General features: G+C 65.6%; 15 protein-coding genes and 1 tRNA gene. 5 read left to right on the top strand and 11 right to left on the bottom strand.

Annotation, left to right across the window (positions count from 1 at the left end):
* Positions 1-12: 12 nt before the first annotated feature.
* A complete protein-coding gene (gene hchA, locus TL10_RS01020; RefSeq protein ID WP_043398875.1) occupies positions 13-888 on the bottom strand; it encodes a glyoxalase III HchA in 876 nt (291 codons plus the stop codon).
* Positions 889-1082: 194 nt separating this feature from the next.
* Here hchA and TL10_RS01015 point away from each other — a divergent pair, with 194 nt between their 5' ends.
* A complete protein-coding gene (locus TL10_RS01015) occupies positions 1083-2297 on the top strand; it encodes a PucR family transcriptional regulator (RefSeq protein WP_131630657.1) in 1215 nt (404 codons plus the stop codon).
* Between the two features lie 86 nt (positions 2298-2383).
* Here TL10_RS01015 and TL10_RS01010 read toward each other — a convergent pair.
* From TL10_RS01010 to TL10_RS00990, 5 genes are all read right to left on the bottom strand, one after another.
* Positions 2384-2456 (bottom strand) — tRNA-Ala (locus TL10_RS01010).
* A gap of 49 nt (positions 2457-2505) precedes the next feature.
* Positions 2506-3687 carry a divisome protein SepX/GlpR gene (gene sepX, locus TL10_RS01005; RefSeq protein WP_043984046.1) on the bottom strand — a complete coding sequence of 394 codons (1182 nt, stop codon included), beginning with the start codon at positions 3685-3687 and terminating at the stop codon, positions 2506-2508.
* Between the two features lie 193 nt (positions 3688-3880).
* Positions 3881-4534 carry a GNAT family N-acetyltransferase gene (locus TL10_RS01000; protein WP_043984044.1) on the bottom strand — a complete coding sequence of 218 codons (654 nt, stop codon included), beginning with the start codon at positions 4532-4534 and terminating at the stop codon, positions 3881-3883.
* A gap of 3 nt (positions 4535-4537) precedes the next feature.
* The gene (glp, locus tag TL10_RS00995; RefSeq protein ID WP_043984043.1) at positions 4538-5776 is read right to left on the bottom strand and encodes a molybdotransferase-like divisome protein Glp; all 1239 of its coding nucleotides are present in this window, start codon (positions 5774-5776) and stop codon (positions 4538-4540) included.
* A gap of 86 nt (positions 5777-5862) precedes the next feature.
* Positions 5863-6777 (bottom strand): UTP--glucose-1-phosphate uridylyltransferase, encoded by a 915-nt coding sequence (locus TL10_RS00990; protein WP_043398864.1) that lies wholly within the window; start codon positions 6775-6777, stop codon positions 5863-5865.
* A 132-nt stretch (positions 6778-6909) separates the two neighbouring features.
* On the opposite strand from TL10_RS00990, the gene TL10_RS00985 reads away from it, so the two are divergent.
* The 4 genes from TL10_RS00985 to mscL all read left to right on the top strand — a co-directional run bounded on the left by TL10_RS00985 (position 6910) and on the right by mscL (position 9304).
* Entirely contained in the window at positions 6910-7488 is a 579-nt protein-coding gene (locus TL10_RS00985; protein WP_043984158.1) for a 5-formyltetrahydrofolate cyclo-ligase, read from the top strand.
* 271 nt (positions 7489-7759) lie between these two features.
* Positions 7760-8065 (top strand): FmdB family zinc ribbon protein, encoded by a 306-nt coding sequence (locus TL10_RS00980; protein ID WP_043398861.1) that lies wholly within the window; start codon positions 7760-7762, stop codon positions 8063-8065.
* A gap of 63 nt (positions 8066-8128) precedes the next feature.
* Complete coding sequence (locus TL10_RS00975) at positions 8129-8794, top strand: SAF domain-containing protein (RefSeq protein WP_043984041.1); 666 nt, start codon at positions 8129-8131, stop codon at positions 8792-8794.
* Positions 8795-8935: 141 nt separating this feature from the next.
* Complete coding sequence (gene mscL / locus TL10_RS00970; protein WP_043398854.1) at positions 8936-9304, top strand: large-conductance mechanosensitive channel protein MscL; 369 nt, start codon at positions 8936-8938, stop codon at positions 9302-9304.
* A gap of 88 nt (positions 9305-9392) precedes the next feature.
* On the opposite strand, the gene mspA (TL10_RS00965) is transcribed toward mscL, so the two are convergent.
* The 5 genes from mspA (TL10_RS00965) to TL10_RS00945 form a co-directional block, all read right to left on the bottom strand.
* Entirely contained in the window at positions 9393-10031 is a 639-nt protein-coding gene (gene mspA / locus TL10_RS00965) for a porin MspA (RefSeq protein ID WP_043984038.1), read from the bottom strand.
* A gap of 155 nt (positions 10032-10186) precedes the next feature.
* A complete protein-coding gene (gene mspA, locus TL10_RS00960; protein WP_043984036.1) occupies positions 10187-10825 on the bottom strand; it encodes a porin MspA in 639 nt (212 codons plus the stop codon).
* 601 nt (positions 10826-11426) lie between these two features.
* Positions 11427-11966 carry a MogA/MoaB family molybdenum cofactor biosynthesis protein gene (locus tag TL10_RS00955; RefSeq protein ID WP_081936828.1) on the bottom strand — a complete coding sequence of 180 codons (540 nt, stop codon included), beginning with the start codon at positions 11964-11966 and terminating at the stop codon, positions 11427-11429.
* Positions 11966-13423, bottom strand: a complete 1458-nt coding sequence (locus tag TL10_RS00950) for a S1C family serine protease (RefSeq protein WP_043984035.1) — start codon at positions 13421-13423, stop codon at positions 11966-11968. The genes TL10_RS00955 and TL10_RS00950 overlap by 1 nt, the downstream gene beginning before the upstream one ends.
* Positions 13424-13534: 111 nt before the next feature.
* On the bottom strand, positions 13535-15022 hold the full coding sequence (locus tag TL10_RS00945; protein ID WP_043984157.1) for a sensor histidine kinase: 1488 nt from the start codon (positions 15020-15022) through the stop codon (positions 13535-13537).
* Between the last annotated feature and the right edge of the window lie 40 nt (positions 15023-15062).

Below are 15062 nucleotides of genomic sequence, written 5' to 3'. Positions count from 1 at the left end.
CAACCGTCACCCCTATGCCGAAACCGCCTCGACCAACGCATCGGCGGCGAGCAGACCCAGGTTGTTCGAGGCCAGCGGGCTGTCCCCGGTGAGCAGCCGGCGGTCCTGATGGACCTGCCCGGTCATCTGGTCATTGACCACCTCCAGGCCCTGGTCCTCCAGCGCCTCGGCGATGAACAGCCGCAGCCCGCCGGGCAGGTAGCCGATGTCCTTGTTGGGGCCCTTGTCCAGCGCGTCGGGGAAGACGCAGATGCTGTAGCCCTTGAACGGCGAGTCCTCCTTGCCGATCGCGGCCGCGAGCAGGCTCGCGGGACCATGACACAGCGTGATAATGAACTTGTCGTTGGCCAGTGCCCAGTCGAGGACCTGACCGACCTCGGGGCTGAACGGGATGCCGACCTCGACGCCGTGGCCACCCGGGATGAACACCGCCAGGTAGTCGGAGTCGGGGCCCAGCTTGTCCGCGATCACCTCGCGAAGATTCAACGGTTCCTTGAGCTGGGGCTTGAGCGCGGCATAGGTCTGCTGGACGGCGTCGTCCTTGCCCGGCATCGCCCACAGCTCCAGCTTGACCGGGTTTCCGGTGATGGTCGCGACGTCGACGTCGAAGCCGGCCGCCATCAGATGGTGCAGCGGCAGCAGCATCTCGACAGGATGGTTCCCGGTGGAGAACATGGTGCCGTTGTCCATCAGCAGATATCGCTCGTCGGTGGCGATCATCAGGACTTTCCACCGCCCGCCGGTATAGGCGCCGGCATGCTTGACGCCACCGAAATCGGTTCTGTCCGAAGTGTATTGACTCAATGAATACGCCGAGGGAAAGAAGGCGTTATCCTCAGCCGGATCGGGTGTCGGAGACTTGCTCAGTTCGTCATGATCAGTTGCCACGGCACTCCACCTCAATCGTTGTCAGTTCGCTCGCATCAGGGACATCGGTCGGGGATCCGAAACACCCGCGACGCTGTTCCCACATCCATCCTGAGACGTCCGGACGCCGAAGTCGATGGCGACGGCAACCACGCGAGCGGCGCGTAATTGTCCGCCGGAACAAAGGGCGCCGGTAGTTCCAATACCCTGAACGAGTGTCCGCCAAAACGACTGACCCAGGGCGCATGATCGCGGCAAGTCTGCTGCCCCGCGTTTCGGAGCTGGCGCACGTGCTGGTTGACCGGATTCAGCAGAACATCGAGGTATACCGAAGCGGCGACCTTGTTCCCGAGGACGATCTGTACGAATCCTGCCGAGCCAATCTGGAGTTCATGTTTCGCCACCTGGCGCATGAACCGATGCTCGATCTCGAAGCGCCGCGCCGTACGGGTCGGCGGCGCGCCGACCAAAGGGTTCCACTTGCGTTGGTGCAGAATGCATTTCGGAATTCATTCGAGTGCATGTGGCAGATGATCGTCGCCGCTGCGGCTGAGACCGAATCAGTTTCCGATGCCGACCTGGTGTCCATAGCGGGTGAGATCTGGACCTTCCATGACACCTTCACCAGCGCAATGATGAACGCTTTCAACGAGACCGTGGCGCTGTTGATGCTGCGCCGCGACCAGGAACGTTCGGCACTTGTCGAAGCAGTGTTGCAAGGCGGGATGGGCGATGCCAAAACTGTCCACGACGCCGCAAATCTGTTGGCACTGCCCTATCAAGGAACCTTCGCCGTGGTTGCGGCCGACGCTCCGGGGCTCGCTCAACACGCCTTACCGAATGTCGAACCCGTTCTGCGGGCTCGCGACATTGGATCAGCGTGGCGCCTGACGCCCGACCTGCACCTCGGAATCGTCTCCATGCGGAGCACAGCTGGAATGGCCGAACTCGTTGACGTGCTGCGGTCCCTCGCTACCAGCCGGGTCGGCGTCAGCCCGTCCTTCAGCCGTCTCGATCAAACTCCGCACGCGTTACATCTGGCCCGGAACGCGCTCGCTGCCGGGACGGCGGGTGCAGCCGCAGTGACGGTGTTCGACGACAGCCCCTTGCCGATGTTGGTGGTCAGCGCCCCAACCACTGCTGCCGCGATCAGCAGGAAGATCCTCGGACCCATCCTCGAGCTCACCGACACTGACCGCGAGCTCTTGATCACGACCATGGCGGTTTACTTCGAGGTCGACGGCTCGGCAAGTCAGGCAGCCGAACGGCTCCACTGCCACCCGAACACCGTCCGCTATCGGTTGCGGCGAATCGAGAAGCTATCCGGGCGTTCCTTCGAACGGAAGCTGGACTCCGCGGAGCTGTACATCGCACTCAACGCCCTGAAGCAGCTGCCGACCATGCAGTCGGCTTCGGCGGAGCAGACCTAAGCGTCCGACCCAACGACGTCTCCGATCACGGCAGGCCCGGAGAACAGAAATGGGGCCGGTATTCACCGGCCCCATTTCAATCTCTGTGGAGCTAAGGGGAATCGAACCCCTGACCTTCTCGATGCGAACGAGACGCGCTACCAACTGCGCTATAGCCCCTTACCGGATGCAAAGGCTACCAGCACCGGTCCGTCACATAAAAACCGACTTACTGCCCGGCCGCCCGGGGCAGGTCATACTCCCTGCCCATCCGGGCATATTCCAGGTGTTCGAAGATCGGGTCCTCGTCGTCGATGTCCAGGACGGCGGCGCCGGGGCGGCGCAGCCGGGACGGGACGACGTCGAATTCCTCGTCTTGCGTGTTCTCCACGCCGTGCCGGGACCGCATCATCCGCTGGGCACGACGGCGCCGCAGCTGCTCTTCGATCCGCGTCTGACGGCGCAGGTACGCCAGGTACAGCACGGAGATGGTGCTGACCGTGCCGCACACCCACCACATGCCGGGCGACAGCGCGTAGGCGGCGATGCCGGTGAACAGGATCGCCAGCGCCATGCCGGACAGCATCCGGCTGCGGAACCGGTACTTGCGCTCGGCGGCCGCGACGGCGGCCTTCGACTCGTAGCGGTTGCGGCGCGCGTGCGACATCGAGTCGGCCAGCTTCGGCTCGTCCTCCGACACCGCCTCGACACCCGAGGTGTCGTCGACGTACTCGTAGTCGTGTTCGGTGCCGTCCTCGGCCTCTTCCTCGGCCTGTTCCGCGACAGCCTCGTCAGCCGCGACGGCTTCGTGGACGTCGGTGGTCGGCTCGGCCTCGGCCTCGGCCTCGTCGACGTCCGCCGCCGCCATCGCGTCGGTGTGCGCCTCCTCCGGCTCGAAGTCGGCCTCGGAAACGGTCCGGATCGCCATGGTCGGCGTCGCGACGTCGTCGAAAAGTGTTGGCTGCTCGCGGGTTTCAGGCTCGGGAACCGCTTTCATGCGCCCTGAGGCGCCGATCGGCAGCGCACCGGAGTCCATCTCGACGACCTCGACGTCGAGGTACGCCGATTCCTCGACGACGACCTGATCGGCCAGCACCACCGAACGCGGTGAATCGGCTTCCGGGTCGGCGACCGGGATCGAGTCGGTGGTCGCATCGCTGCGAGCGAAGTCCTCTTCGAACGCGGTGAGGTCCTCACCCTGCTTCCAATGCGGATCGCTGTGGTGCCCCGTGGCAGGCCCACTGCGGCGTCGCAGCCGGCTGTTGCCGTTCGTGTTGAGCACACGGGTCGCCAACGCGACATCGCTCGTCCGGCGGACGTTCTCGCGCTTGCTGATCAACATCGGCACCAGCACGAAAAGCCACAACACGACGAGGGATATCCACAGGAGGGATTGGGGGATGCTTGGCATGTCGCCGGCTCCTTTCCCCATCAGATTAGGTCGGTGACCAGCGCATCCGAAGCCGACGCGCCAGGGTCAATTACACACCTGTAATTCGCTACTTACAAGCACATCAGTCACAGATGTCACATCTGCAACACAGCCGTTTTTCGATTTGTGCACGATTTGCCGCGCCTACCGCGCAAAACCGTGCACAAATCACTCAGACCCAGGCGGCTCGACCATCCCTGACCAGCGCCGATGACGCCGACTGGGACATCTCCTCCACCGTCATGGCCACCAGCAGATGGTCCCGCCACGCCCCGTCGACTTCCAGGTAGCGCTGCAGCAGGCCCTCCTCCCGGAAGCCCACCCGCGCCAGCACCGACCGGCTCGGACCGTTTTCCGGACGCACCGTCGCCTCGATCCGGTGCAGCCCGACCGGACCGAAGGCGTGATCGACACCCAGCGCCAGCGCGGCCGTCGCGATCCCGCCGCCGGTGAACTGGCGTGCCACCCAATAACCGATCCAGGCCGACCGCAGCGCTCCGTGCGTCACGTTGCCGATGGTCAACTGACCGCAGAACTCACCGTCCAACTCGATGACGTACGGCAGCATTCGCCCGCGCCGGGCCTCCGACCGCAACCCCGAGCACAGCGCCGGCCATGACGAAACAGCATGGCGCGCAGTCCAATCCACCTCACCGACCGGTTCCCAGGGCTCCAGGTGCGCACGGTCGGTCAGCCGCATCCGGCTCCACACCGCGCCGTCGCGCAACCGCACCGGACGTAACCGGATCACTCCGGCATGCACGCGGATCGGGCCCACCGACAGCGGCCAGCCCGGATGCACAGCATTCGATCGCAACAGGTTCACGGCTCAGCCGCGCTGCGCCAAAAAGGCCACGTCAACGGACTCGCCGGTACGGATCTGTTCAGCCTCGGTGGGCACGACCACCAAGCAGTTCGCCTCGGCGAGGGTCGCCAGCAGATGCGACGCGCCCGGCGCGCCGCCCAGCGCCTGCACCAGATATTCGCCGGTGTCCTGATCACGCATCAACTGGCCACGCAGAAATCCCTTGCGCCCCACCACCGATGAGATGGGAGACAAAGTGCGGGCCGGCACCACGCGCCGCATCGGCTGCCGCTTGCCCAGCGACATCCGGATCAACGGCCGCACCATCACCTCGAAGACCACTAGGGCGCTCACCGGGTTCGCCGGCAGCAGGAAGACCGGGACCCCGTCACGTCCGAGCGTTCCGAAGCCCTGCACCGACCCAGGATGCATCGCGATCCGGGCGACCTCCATCTCCCCCAGCTCAGCGAGGACCGAACGCACGCCCTCGGCAGCCGCACCACCGACGGCCCCCGCGATCACCACGAGTTCCGACCGGCTCAACTGTCCTTCGACCACGTCGCGCAGGATCTTGGGATCGCCGTCCACGATGCCGACCCGGTTCACCTCGGCGCCGGCGTCCCGGCCGGCGGCGGCCAGCGCGTAGGAGTTGACGTCGTAGACCTGGCCGTTGCCGGGTGTCCGGGAGATGTCTACCAGCTCACCGCCGACGGAGATGATCGTCAGCCGCGGCCTCGGGTGGACCAGCACGCGTTCGCGGCCCACCGCCGCCAGCAGGCCGACCTGCGCCGGCCCGATGATGGTGCCGGCACGCACCGCGACGTCACCGGGCTGCACGTCATCCCCGGTACGACGCACATAGGCGCCGGACCGCACACCGCGCAGGACCCGGACCCGCGCTGTGCCGCCGTCGGTCCAACGCAGCGGCAGCACCGCATCGGCGAGGGTCGGCATCGGCGCACCGGTCTGCACTCGTGCGGCCTGACGCGGCTGCAGGCGGGTGGGGGTGCGTTCACCAGCAGCGATGGTCGAGACCACGGGCAGAGTGACATCGCTGTCGCCGCCGGAGTCCGCACCCATCACGTCGACACTGCGCACGGCATAGCCATCGATGGCGGCTTGATCGAACCCGGGCAGCGGGCGTTCGGTGACAACCTCTTCGGCGCACATCAGGCCCTGTGCTTCGGCAATCGCCACCCGCACCGGCCGCGGCGCGACCGCCGCAGCCGCAACCCGGGCCTGCTGTTCCTCAACCGAACGCACAGCTCGCCTTTCTGGATACCTCATACACCGTGGCTGACCACATGCTCGCGCATGTTCGGGCCAACCGTACCGCCGGTGTCAGGCGCTCAGCGCTCGGCAAGACCCAATCGCTCGACCAACCACCGCCGCAATTCCGGGCCGTAGTCGTCGCGTTCCAACGCAAAGTCAACCGCAGCTTTAAGGTAGCCGCCGGGATTTCCCAGGTCGTGTCGGGACCCGCGGTGCACCACCACATGCACGGGGTGGCCGTCCTCGATGAGCAGCGCGATGGCATCGGTCAGCTGGATCTCACCGCCGACACCCTTCTGCACGCGCCGCAGGGCGTCGAAGATGGCGCGGTCCAAGATGTATCGGCCGGCGGCCGCGTACAGCGACGGGGCGTCCTCGACCTTGGGCTTCTCCACCATGCCTTTGACGCGCAACACATTCGGGTTGGCCGCGTCGGGCACCGTCTCGACGTCGAAAACGCCGTAGGCACTGATCTCGTCCTTCGGCACCTCGATGGCGCACAGCACGGAACCGCCACGCTTGGCGCGCACCTTCGCCATGGTCACCAGCACGCCGGTCGGCAGCACCAGATCGTCGGGCAGCAAGACCGCGATGGCGTCCTCGTCGGGCAGCAGCACCGGCTCGACGCAACTGACGGCGTGTCCCAGGCCGAGCGGCTCGGCCTGAACGACCGACTCCACCTTGATCAACGCGGGCGCCCGCCGCACCTTCTCGAGCATCACGTGCTTGCCGCGCGCTTCCAGCGTTCCTTCGAGGATGAGGTCCTCGACGAAGTGCGCAACGACGCCGTCCTTGCCCTCCGAGGTCACGATCACCAGTCGCTCGCCACCGGCCTCCGCGGCCTCGGCAGCAACCAGCTCGATGCCAGGGGTGTCGACGACCGGCAGCAACTCCTTGGGCACGGTCTTGGTGGCAGGCAGAAAACGCGTGCCCAGACCAGCCGCCGGGACCACCGCGGTGCGCGGCATCGGCACTGAAGTCTGTGTCGTCATTGTTCACACGATAACGGCATTACATCGATCCGCCCCACCAAGGTGCGCATTGGTGAGGTCGGCGGCAACGTCAAAGTTGCCATTACCTGGACAGGTGTACAACACCGCGGGAGCAAATATGACACCGTGGTAATCGTGAGTCCCGAGGCCGGCAAGCGTGACCTGCGCAGCGCCATCCTGCGTCGACGCCGCGCCCTGACCCCCGAGCAGCGGCAGGCGGATGCCGAAGCCCTGACACTGCGAGTGCCGGAAGTGGTGGACCCCGGGAGCATTGTGTGTGCCTACGTGCCGATCGGCACCGAGCCGGGTTCGCCCACGATGCTGGACGCCCTGATCGAGGCGGGAGCCCGGGTGCTGTTACCGGTGACCCGTCCTGACACGCCACTGAGCTGGGGCTGGTATCGGCCCGGGCACCTGACGGAGGCACAATTCGGGCTGCTCGAACCGGCTACCCCGCATCTGCCGCCCGACGCGATCGGGCAGGCGGGTGTGATTCTGATCCCCGCGCTGGCCGTCGACCGTGCCGGTGTCCGGCTGGGCCGCGGTGCGGGTTTCTACGACCGCTCGCTGTCGCTGGCCGCGCCGGACGCGCTACTCGTGGCGGTGGTGTACGACGACGACCTGCTGCCGGAGCTGCCCGCCGAACCGCACGACGTGCCGATGACCCACGCCCTGACGCCGAGGTCAGGGCTGGTCAGGCTGGGTATCTAGGAAGTACGGGAGGACGTCAGTCCTTGCCGCAGGTACATCCCGACCCGCAGTTACAGTCCTCGCAGGTGCAGTCCGGGTTGTCGCAGCCGCTGCCCTTGGTGATGTTGCCAGTCATGCACACAATGCTATGTGTCCTGCCGTTCTCCCGGAAGCAATTGCCGCCGGCACCGGCCCGCGAGTCGCGCCGGCCTGGGAATGCCCGGGACCGAATAGCTGTTTTGGCACTTAGCCCGGTAGAGTGCCAACAAGTTTGACGACCTCGGAGGTTTCCGTGCCGACCTATTCCTACGCGTGTACCGAGTGCGACAACCGGTTCGACGCCGTGCAGGCATTCAGCGACGACGCGCTGACCGAATGCCCGAAGTGCCAGGGCCGACTGCGCAAGCTGTTCGGTTCCGTCGGCGTGGTCTTCAAGGGCAGCGGCTTTTACCGCACCGACAGCCGCGATTCGAAGAGCTCCAGCACCGCGGCCGCACCGGCCAAGAGCGAGTCGAGCTCCAGTTCGTCGGACTCGTCGTCTTCGTCTTCGTCGAGCAGCACGCCGTCGGCCGCGCCGGCCGCCGCCGCGTCCAGCTGAGTTATCCACAGGCCGGACGCCTTCCGGCCTGTGTTTCCTGAGCAGAATCCCTACCGTTACGGCATGGGGGATTCACTTGACGCGCCGTTGATCGGCCGACTGACGCAGAAACTGCGGCCCGATTGGGCCAGGACCGCCGCCGCGCGCCGAGTCGCCGCAGGCTTCCTCGTGGTCCTCGCGGCCGTCATCGAATTTCGCCCCGACCCCCGGGACGGACAGGTCGCCGTCGTCGTCGCCAAGCATGACCTGTCCCCCGGCTCGGCATTGACGGCTGACGACGTCGTCGTCGAATCTCGTTCTGCGCCAAGCATTCCCGACGGCGCACTGCGCGAATCAAGCGCCGCGGTCGGCGCGACTCTGGCCGCTCCCGCGCGACGCGGTGAGGTCATCACCGACGTGCGGTTGCTCGGTTCCCGGCTCACGGCCGCTGCCGCCGGACCCGACGCCCGGATGGTGCCACTGCATCTGGCCGACGCCGCGCTCCCGGACCTGCTGCGCTCAGGCGACGTCGTGGACGTCCTGGCAGGACCGGAGAACACCGGCGCGGCAGTAAATCAGTCGTCGGCCGAGGTCATCGCCACCGACGCCCGGGTGGTGCTGGTGTCCGAACGCCTCAAGTCACCGACGAGCGGCGACGAACGCGTCGTGCTCGTCGCCCTGCCGCGACACAGTGCCAACGCCGTCGCCGGGGCGGCTCTGCACCGGGCGATCACCGTCACCCTGCACTGACCCGCGAAATTTCCCTGGCGGCCGATTTCGATTTCGTCACCGGACCGCATCTGTTGCGACCATCAGGCCGCTGCTTCCTGCGCGAAGACCAGGCCCGCCTTACCGTTCGTGGGTACAGGTCGTATCACAGGGAGGGCAGTCATGCTTAAGGGCTTCAAAGAGTTCCTCGCACAGGGGAACATCGTCGATCTGGCGGTCGCGGTGGTCATCGGCGCCGCGTTCACCACGCTGGTGAAGTCATTCACCGACCAGGTGATCCAGCCGCTGATCTCCAGCATCGGCGCCGGGGGCGACCACTCATACGGCGTCCTGCGCATCCACCTGCTCGGCGACAACTACATGGACCTGAACGCGGTCTTGAGCGCGACGATCAACTTCGTCCTCGTCGCCGCCGTCATCTACTTCGTGGTCGTGCTGCCGTACAGCAGGTTCCGCGCCGCCAAGGAGGATGCAATCAAGCAGGAAGTCGAACTGCTGACGCAGATCCGCGACCTGCTCGACAAGAAGTAGCGCATCTGGCGCGAATACCCCGCAAGTACGACCAGGCCCCGGCCGGTTGGCCGGGCGCCGTGTCGTATGTCGGCTGGAACCGACTGGATCAGTTCATGTTCCAGGGTTCGCCGTAGGTGGTCACCGAGTCACCGGTCTTGGCAATGAGCCGCGCGAAGGGACGCAACATCACCCCGCCGGCCGCACCGGTCACCGTGCCATGCGCGTTCGACACCGCCACCGAACCGGCCGGGCCGGACACGTCCACCGAGAACGTCGCGACTTCCTGGATGCCCGGACCGTTGCCCAGGTCAGCGGAGATCGACACACCGGGGAACAGGTTCGGCGTGATGATGCCGCCGAAACCCTGACCGGTGAACGTCGCCGGAGTCACGTCGTCCAGCAGGATGTTCGGCGTCTGATAGCTGAAGTTGATACCCACACCCAGCGACCATGGGAAGCCGACCTGGTAACCCAGCTCCAACGTGCCACCGAACTCGTCGCAGCCATTGCCCGCGCAGTTGTACTTTGCCCGGCCCGAGTGGAACCACTCCCGCGTCAGCCGGTTGCGGTCCAGAGGAAACACCCCATTGAGGAACGTGTCCCACTGCTGCACCGTCAACGTCCGATCCTGACCGTCGACCAAACTCAGCTCATCATCCAGACCCGCATGGGACGTACCCGCCGCCAGGAACAACGACGACACCCCGACCAACACCGTCACCAAAACACGACCGAACGCCGTCAACTTTCCACTCCCGGGCCTTGTTCTTCACTGTCATGCTCCCGGCAAAACGACGGGGCGGCGTTGACTGACCGATTCGGTCTGTCAACGCCGCCCCAAAGTACGTCGTTGGCGCTCAGCAGACGGGCTGCGCGCTCCTATTCATACCCTTTTCAGGGCTAATTCATGTTCCAGGGTTCGCCGTAAGTCGTCACCGAGTCACCGGTCTTGGCGATCAGCCGGGCGAAGGGACGCAGCAGCACACCACCGGCCGCACCGGTCACCGTGCCGTGGGCGTTCGAGACGGCGACGGCACCAGCCGGGCCGGACACGTCCACCGAGAACGTGGCCACTTCCTGGATACCCGGACCGTTGCCCAGGTCAGCGGAGATCGACACACCCGGGAACAGGTTCGGCGTGATGATGCCGCCACCACCCGTACCGGCCAGCGTCGCCGGGTTGAAGTCATCCAGCAGGATGTTCGGCGTGGTGTAGCTGAAGTTGATACCCACACCCAGCGACCACGGGAAGCCGATCTGGTAACCCAGCTCCAACGTACCGCCGAACTGGTCGCAGCCCTTCCCTGCGCAGTTGTACTTTGCCCGGCCCGAGTGGAACCACTCACGGGTCAGGCGGTTGCGGTCCAGAGGAAACACGCCGTTGAGGAACGCGTCCCACTGCTGCACCGTCAACGTCCGATCCTGACCGTCGACCAGGCTCAGCTCATTGTCCAGACCCGCATGGGACGTACCTGCTCCGAGGAACAGCGACGCCAGCGCCGCTACCAGTGCTACCAGCACCCGACTGAATGCCTTCATATTCTCCCTAGCTCAGTAGGCGGTGCCAGCAAGCTGACCGCGCGACCGTCGCAAGACCTCCATGTGAATCTCACACGTTGCTCTTACCTTTTGCTCATCGTTGACACGAGGAAGATATCGGCGCGCGCACCGTCCGGCAATGCGAACGACGTAAAGACCGCGCATATATTCCCGAGCTGGAAAAGTTTGCTGGGAACCACCTGCGAGATAGGGCCGACCACGGCGCCCCGCGGGCCCGAAACAGGGCGGAAACATGGTCTCAATGAGGCCATTGACCGGCGTAATCAGGAGTTAACCTAATCAGCGACCAGCCGTTGTGAGAACTACGTGCTCAGCGGTGGTGCGGTGGGACGTTGTCCCGTAGCCAGCGATCTCGGTCACCATCCGAAGACGGGGACTGCTCGTTACATTCATCGCGGGTTACATCCGGTAGAACGTCACCGAACACCTTGTTAACTAGGTCGCGAGAGGGCCGTGTATCACTCATCACAGCCCTCCCACAGTGTGATCAAGCTCACATTTTTGCCAAATCCGATTGTTCATGTTGGACGAACTCATAGCGACTCCGTTCGACCGATAGCCCCAAGCGGAGCTCAGCTATTCAGATGTCGAGGCTCGACAGCTGCGCGATGATGTACGCCGCCAACGGTCCCAGCGTCGCCATGCCGTCGCGCACCGATGCGCGTGAGCCCGCGATGTTGACCACCAGCGTGCTTCCTGAGACTCCGGCCAGGCCACGCGAGAGCCCCGCGTCCGAAATGCCCGCGGCCAAGCCCGACGACCGCAGCGCCTCGGCGATACCGAGCAGCTCACGATCGAGCATGGTGCGAGTGGCTTCCGGAGTGACATCGCGGGGGCTGACTCCGGTGCCGCCGACGGAGATGACCAGGTCGACGCCACCGATCACCGCGGTGTTGAGGGCATTGCGAATTTCGATCTCGTCGGCCGGGACCACGACCACCCCGTCGACCAGGAAGCCGGCCTCACCGAGCAGTTCGGTGACCAACGGGCCGCTGTGGTCCTCTTCGCCGTGCGCCGTCCGGTCATCCACGACCACGACAAGCGCGCGCCCGGCCAATTCCCCTGCCTGTTCCATGCCTGTCACCGTATATCCCGCCTCTGACATGCTCCCCGTGCCCATCACTGCTGCGCCTTCCCGAGCGTGACCTGAACTGTCTGTGGTTTGCCCGCGTTGTCCAGGTAGGTCAACGTGACCTTGTCACCGGGGGCCTTCGAGCGCACCGCAGCTACCAGTGCATCGGCACTGCTGATCACCCGGTCGTCCACCTTGGTCACCACCACACCGCTGGGCAAGCCCGCCGACTGGGCCGCACCACCGCTGGTGACGTCGACGATCCGGGCGCCGTCGATGGCCTTGTCGTTGCCGACCTGCACGCCGAGCGAGGCATGGCTGGCGATGCCGTTCTTGATCAGCTCGTCGGCGATGCGCTTGGCCTGGTCCACCGGAATGGCGAAGCCCAGCCCGATCGAACCGCTCTGCGACTGGCCGGAATCCCCGCCCAGCGTCGCGATCGCCGAGTTGATGCCGACCAGCTCACCGCTCATGTTGACCAGCGCACCACCGGAGTTGCCGGGGTTGATCGCGGCGTCCGTCTGGATGGCGTCGAGCACGGTGTTCTGGTTCTTGGCATCGCCACCCGCGGCGACGGGACGGTTCAGCGAGCTGATGATGCCCTCGGTCACGGTGCCCTGCAGACCCAGCGGCGAGCCGACGGCCACCACCTGCTGCCCCACCACCAGATTGGACGACGAACCCAACGCGATGGGCGTCAGACCCGAAACACCCTTGGCCCGCACGACCGCGATGTCGCTGCTCGGATCCGTGCCGACGATCTGGAACGTCGCGGTGTTACCGGTGTTGAACGTGACCTTGGTCTGGACCGGCGGAGCCCCTGGGGGCGGGGCATCCTTGGCGCCGGCCACCACGTGGTTGTTGGTCAGGATCAGCCCGTCCGCGGACAGGATGATGCCCGAGCCCTCTTCGGACGACCGGCCCATGTCGGTCTCGAGCTTCACGACGCTGGGCACCACCTTGGCGGCGACCTGCTCGACCGAACCGATCGGCGCGTTCCCCGCGTGCTGGCCGCGAGCCGAACCGCCCAGCGACGTCGAACTATTCGAGTTGTCGGGCTGAGCCAGCATCACGATGCCGCCACCGATACCAGCCGACACCAGTGCCACGGCCGCCATACCGGCGATCAAAGGTCCTGTGCGGGAACGGTTCTGGCCCTGCGGACGCGGCGTGATGGACGGCCGGCCATTGTGCTGTCCCGTCCGGTACGGGTCGTACGGCTGCGAACCGTACTGCTGCGTCGAGTACTGCCCGTTGGAGTACGAGCCGGTCTGGTGCTGGCCGGTCTGATGTTGCCCGGTCTGGTGCTGGCCCGTCGGGTACTGGCCGGTGGGGTAGCTCCCCGTGGGGTACTGCCCGGTGGTCTGCTGTTGCTGATGCGTGGCGTAGCGCCAGTCGTATGACGACCCCTGCTGCTGCGATGCGCCGTAGCCGGGCGCGGACTGATAAGAATCAGAACGCCGACCGGACTCGGGCTGCTGCGAGTACCTCGGGTGATTCGTCATTACTGGTCGACACTCTTCCTGTATTTCAGATCCGTTGCCGGGACAACGAACGACATGACCGAACGGTGCCCATTCGGGCTGAGAATCCACTGAGACACCACTGGCCGCACCCTAGACTTCCTCCCCCGTCCGGGCAGGTTCATTTTCCGTGGTCACGCCCGTTACGTCCAGCCCGGAGGGGTGGTGTGTTGCGGTCAACCCGGAGGGACGCCCCGGCAACACCAGATGGATCGACGTGCCGGGCGGCGTGCCACCGGGCACCGTGTCCTCGATCCGAAGTGCGCCACCGTGTTTCAGCACCACCTGCTTGACGATCGCCAGCCCCAGACCGGAACCGGGCATGGCCCGCGCTGTGGTCGACCGATAGAAACGCTCGAACACCAGCGCCCGCTCCGGCGGCGGAATGCCCGGCCCCCAGTCGGACACCACCAGCTCCGCGTGCGTCGGGCTGATGCGTCCCAACCGGACCCGCACCACCGAGCCGGCCGGGCTCCACTTCGCGGCGTTGTCGAGCAGGTTCAGCACCGCCCGGGACAACCCTGCCCCGTCGCCGTACACCTGCCAGCCCGCGATGTCGACGTCGAAGTCAATGTCGTTGCGGCGGCGGCGAACTCGTTCCAGGCTGCGGTCGACGACCTCGGCCATCTCGACCGGCTCGTGGATCGCCACTCCGGCGTCGTCGCGGGTCAGGTCCACCAGGTCGCCGACCAGGGTGGACAGCTCCTCGATCTGGGCGATGACGTCGGATTGCAGACCCGTCATCTCCTCCTCTGGAAACGGCGGCGCTCCGGGCGCCATGGCCGCCATCAGCAGTTCGACATTGGTCCGCAGCGAGGTCAGCGGCGTGCGCAACTCATGACCGGCATCCGACACCAAGCGGGCCTGCCGGTCTCTCGACTCGGCGAGCGCCCGCAACATCATGTTGAAAGCCTCTGTCAGCCTGGCCAATTCGTCGTTGCCGTACACCGGTATGGGACGCAGGTCATCGGTGCGGGCCACGCGTTCGGTGGCCTCGGTCAATCGGGCCACGGGTCTGAGCCCGGTACGCGCCACCGTGCCACCGGCGATGGCGGCGACAGCCATGCCAATTCCACCCACGATGAGCAAAATGGTGCCGAGACGCTTGAGCACCTCGGCGGTGGGCGAGAGATTCTTGGAGATCAGCAGCGAGTTACCCGACTGCAGGTGCACCGCCAGCACGCGCTGATAGTTGGTGGTACGCAACGACATCAGCAGCTTGCCGGCGATGACGTCCTTCTCCGGCGTGCCGAGCGGCAGGGTCTGCCCCTGCTGGTTCGCGGTATAGATGGACTGTCCCGGGATCACGTACATCGCGTTGACGTCCGAATAGGCGGTGCCCTCGATGGCCTTGCCGGGGTCGACGGCCAGGGAGCCGCTCTCGATGAGCAGTTGCGCGCGGCTGTGCAGCTGGTTGTCGATGTCGCCGTACAGCGCCTTGGACACCACGACGTACACCGCGACCGACATCAGGACGACGACCATCGCCACCATCGACATCGCGAGCAGCATGACGCGCCATTTCAGTGACACCGAACTGGCGTCGTGCTGCACCGCGCCATCGGGAGTCGTCACCGGCATCTGCGGCACTTCCCGCATCTTCCGGTCCACCGTTGCGCGA

This window comes from Mycolicibacterium llatzerense, assembly GCF_000878195.1.
GTDB lineage: Bacteria > Actinomycetota > Actinomycetes > Mycobacteriales > Mycobacteriaceae > Mycobacterium > Mycobacterium llatzerense.
This window is presented reverse-complemented; position numbering and strand designations above follow the sequence as displayed.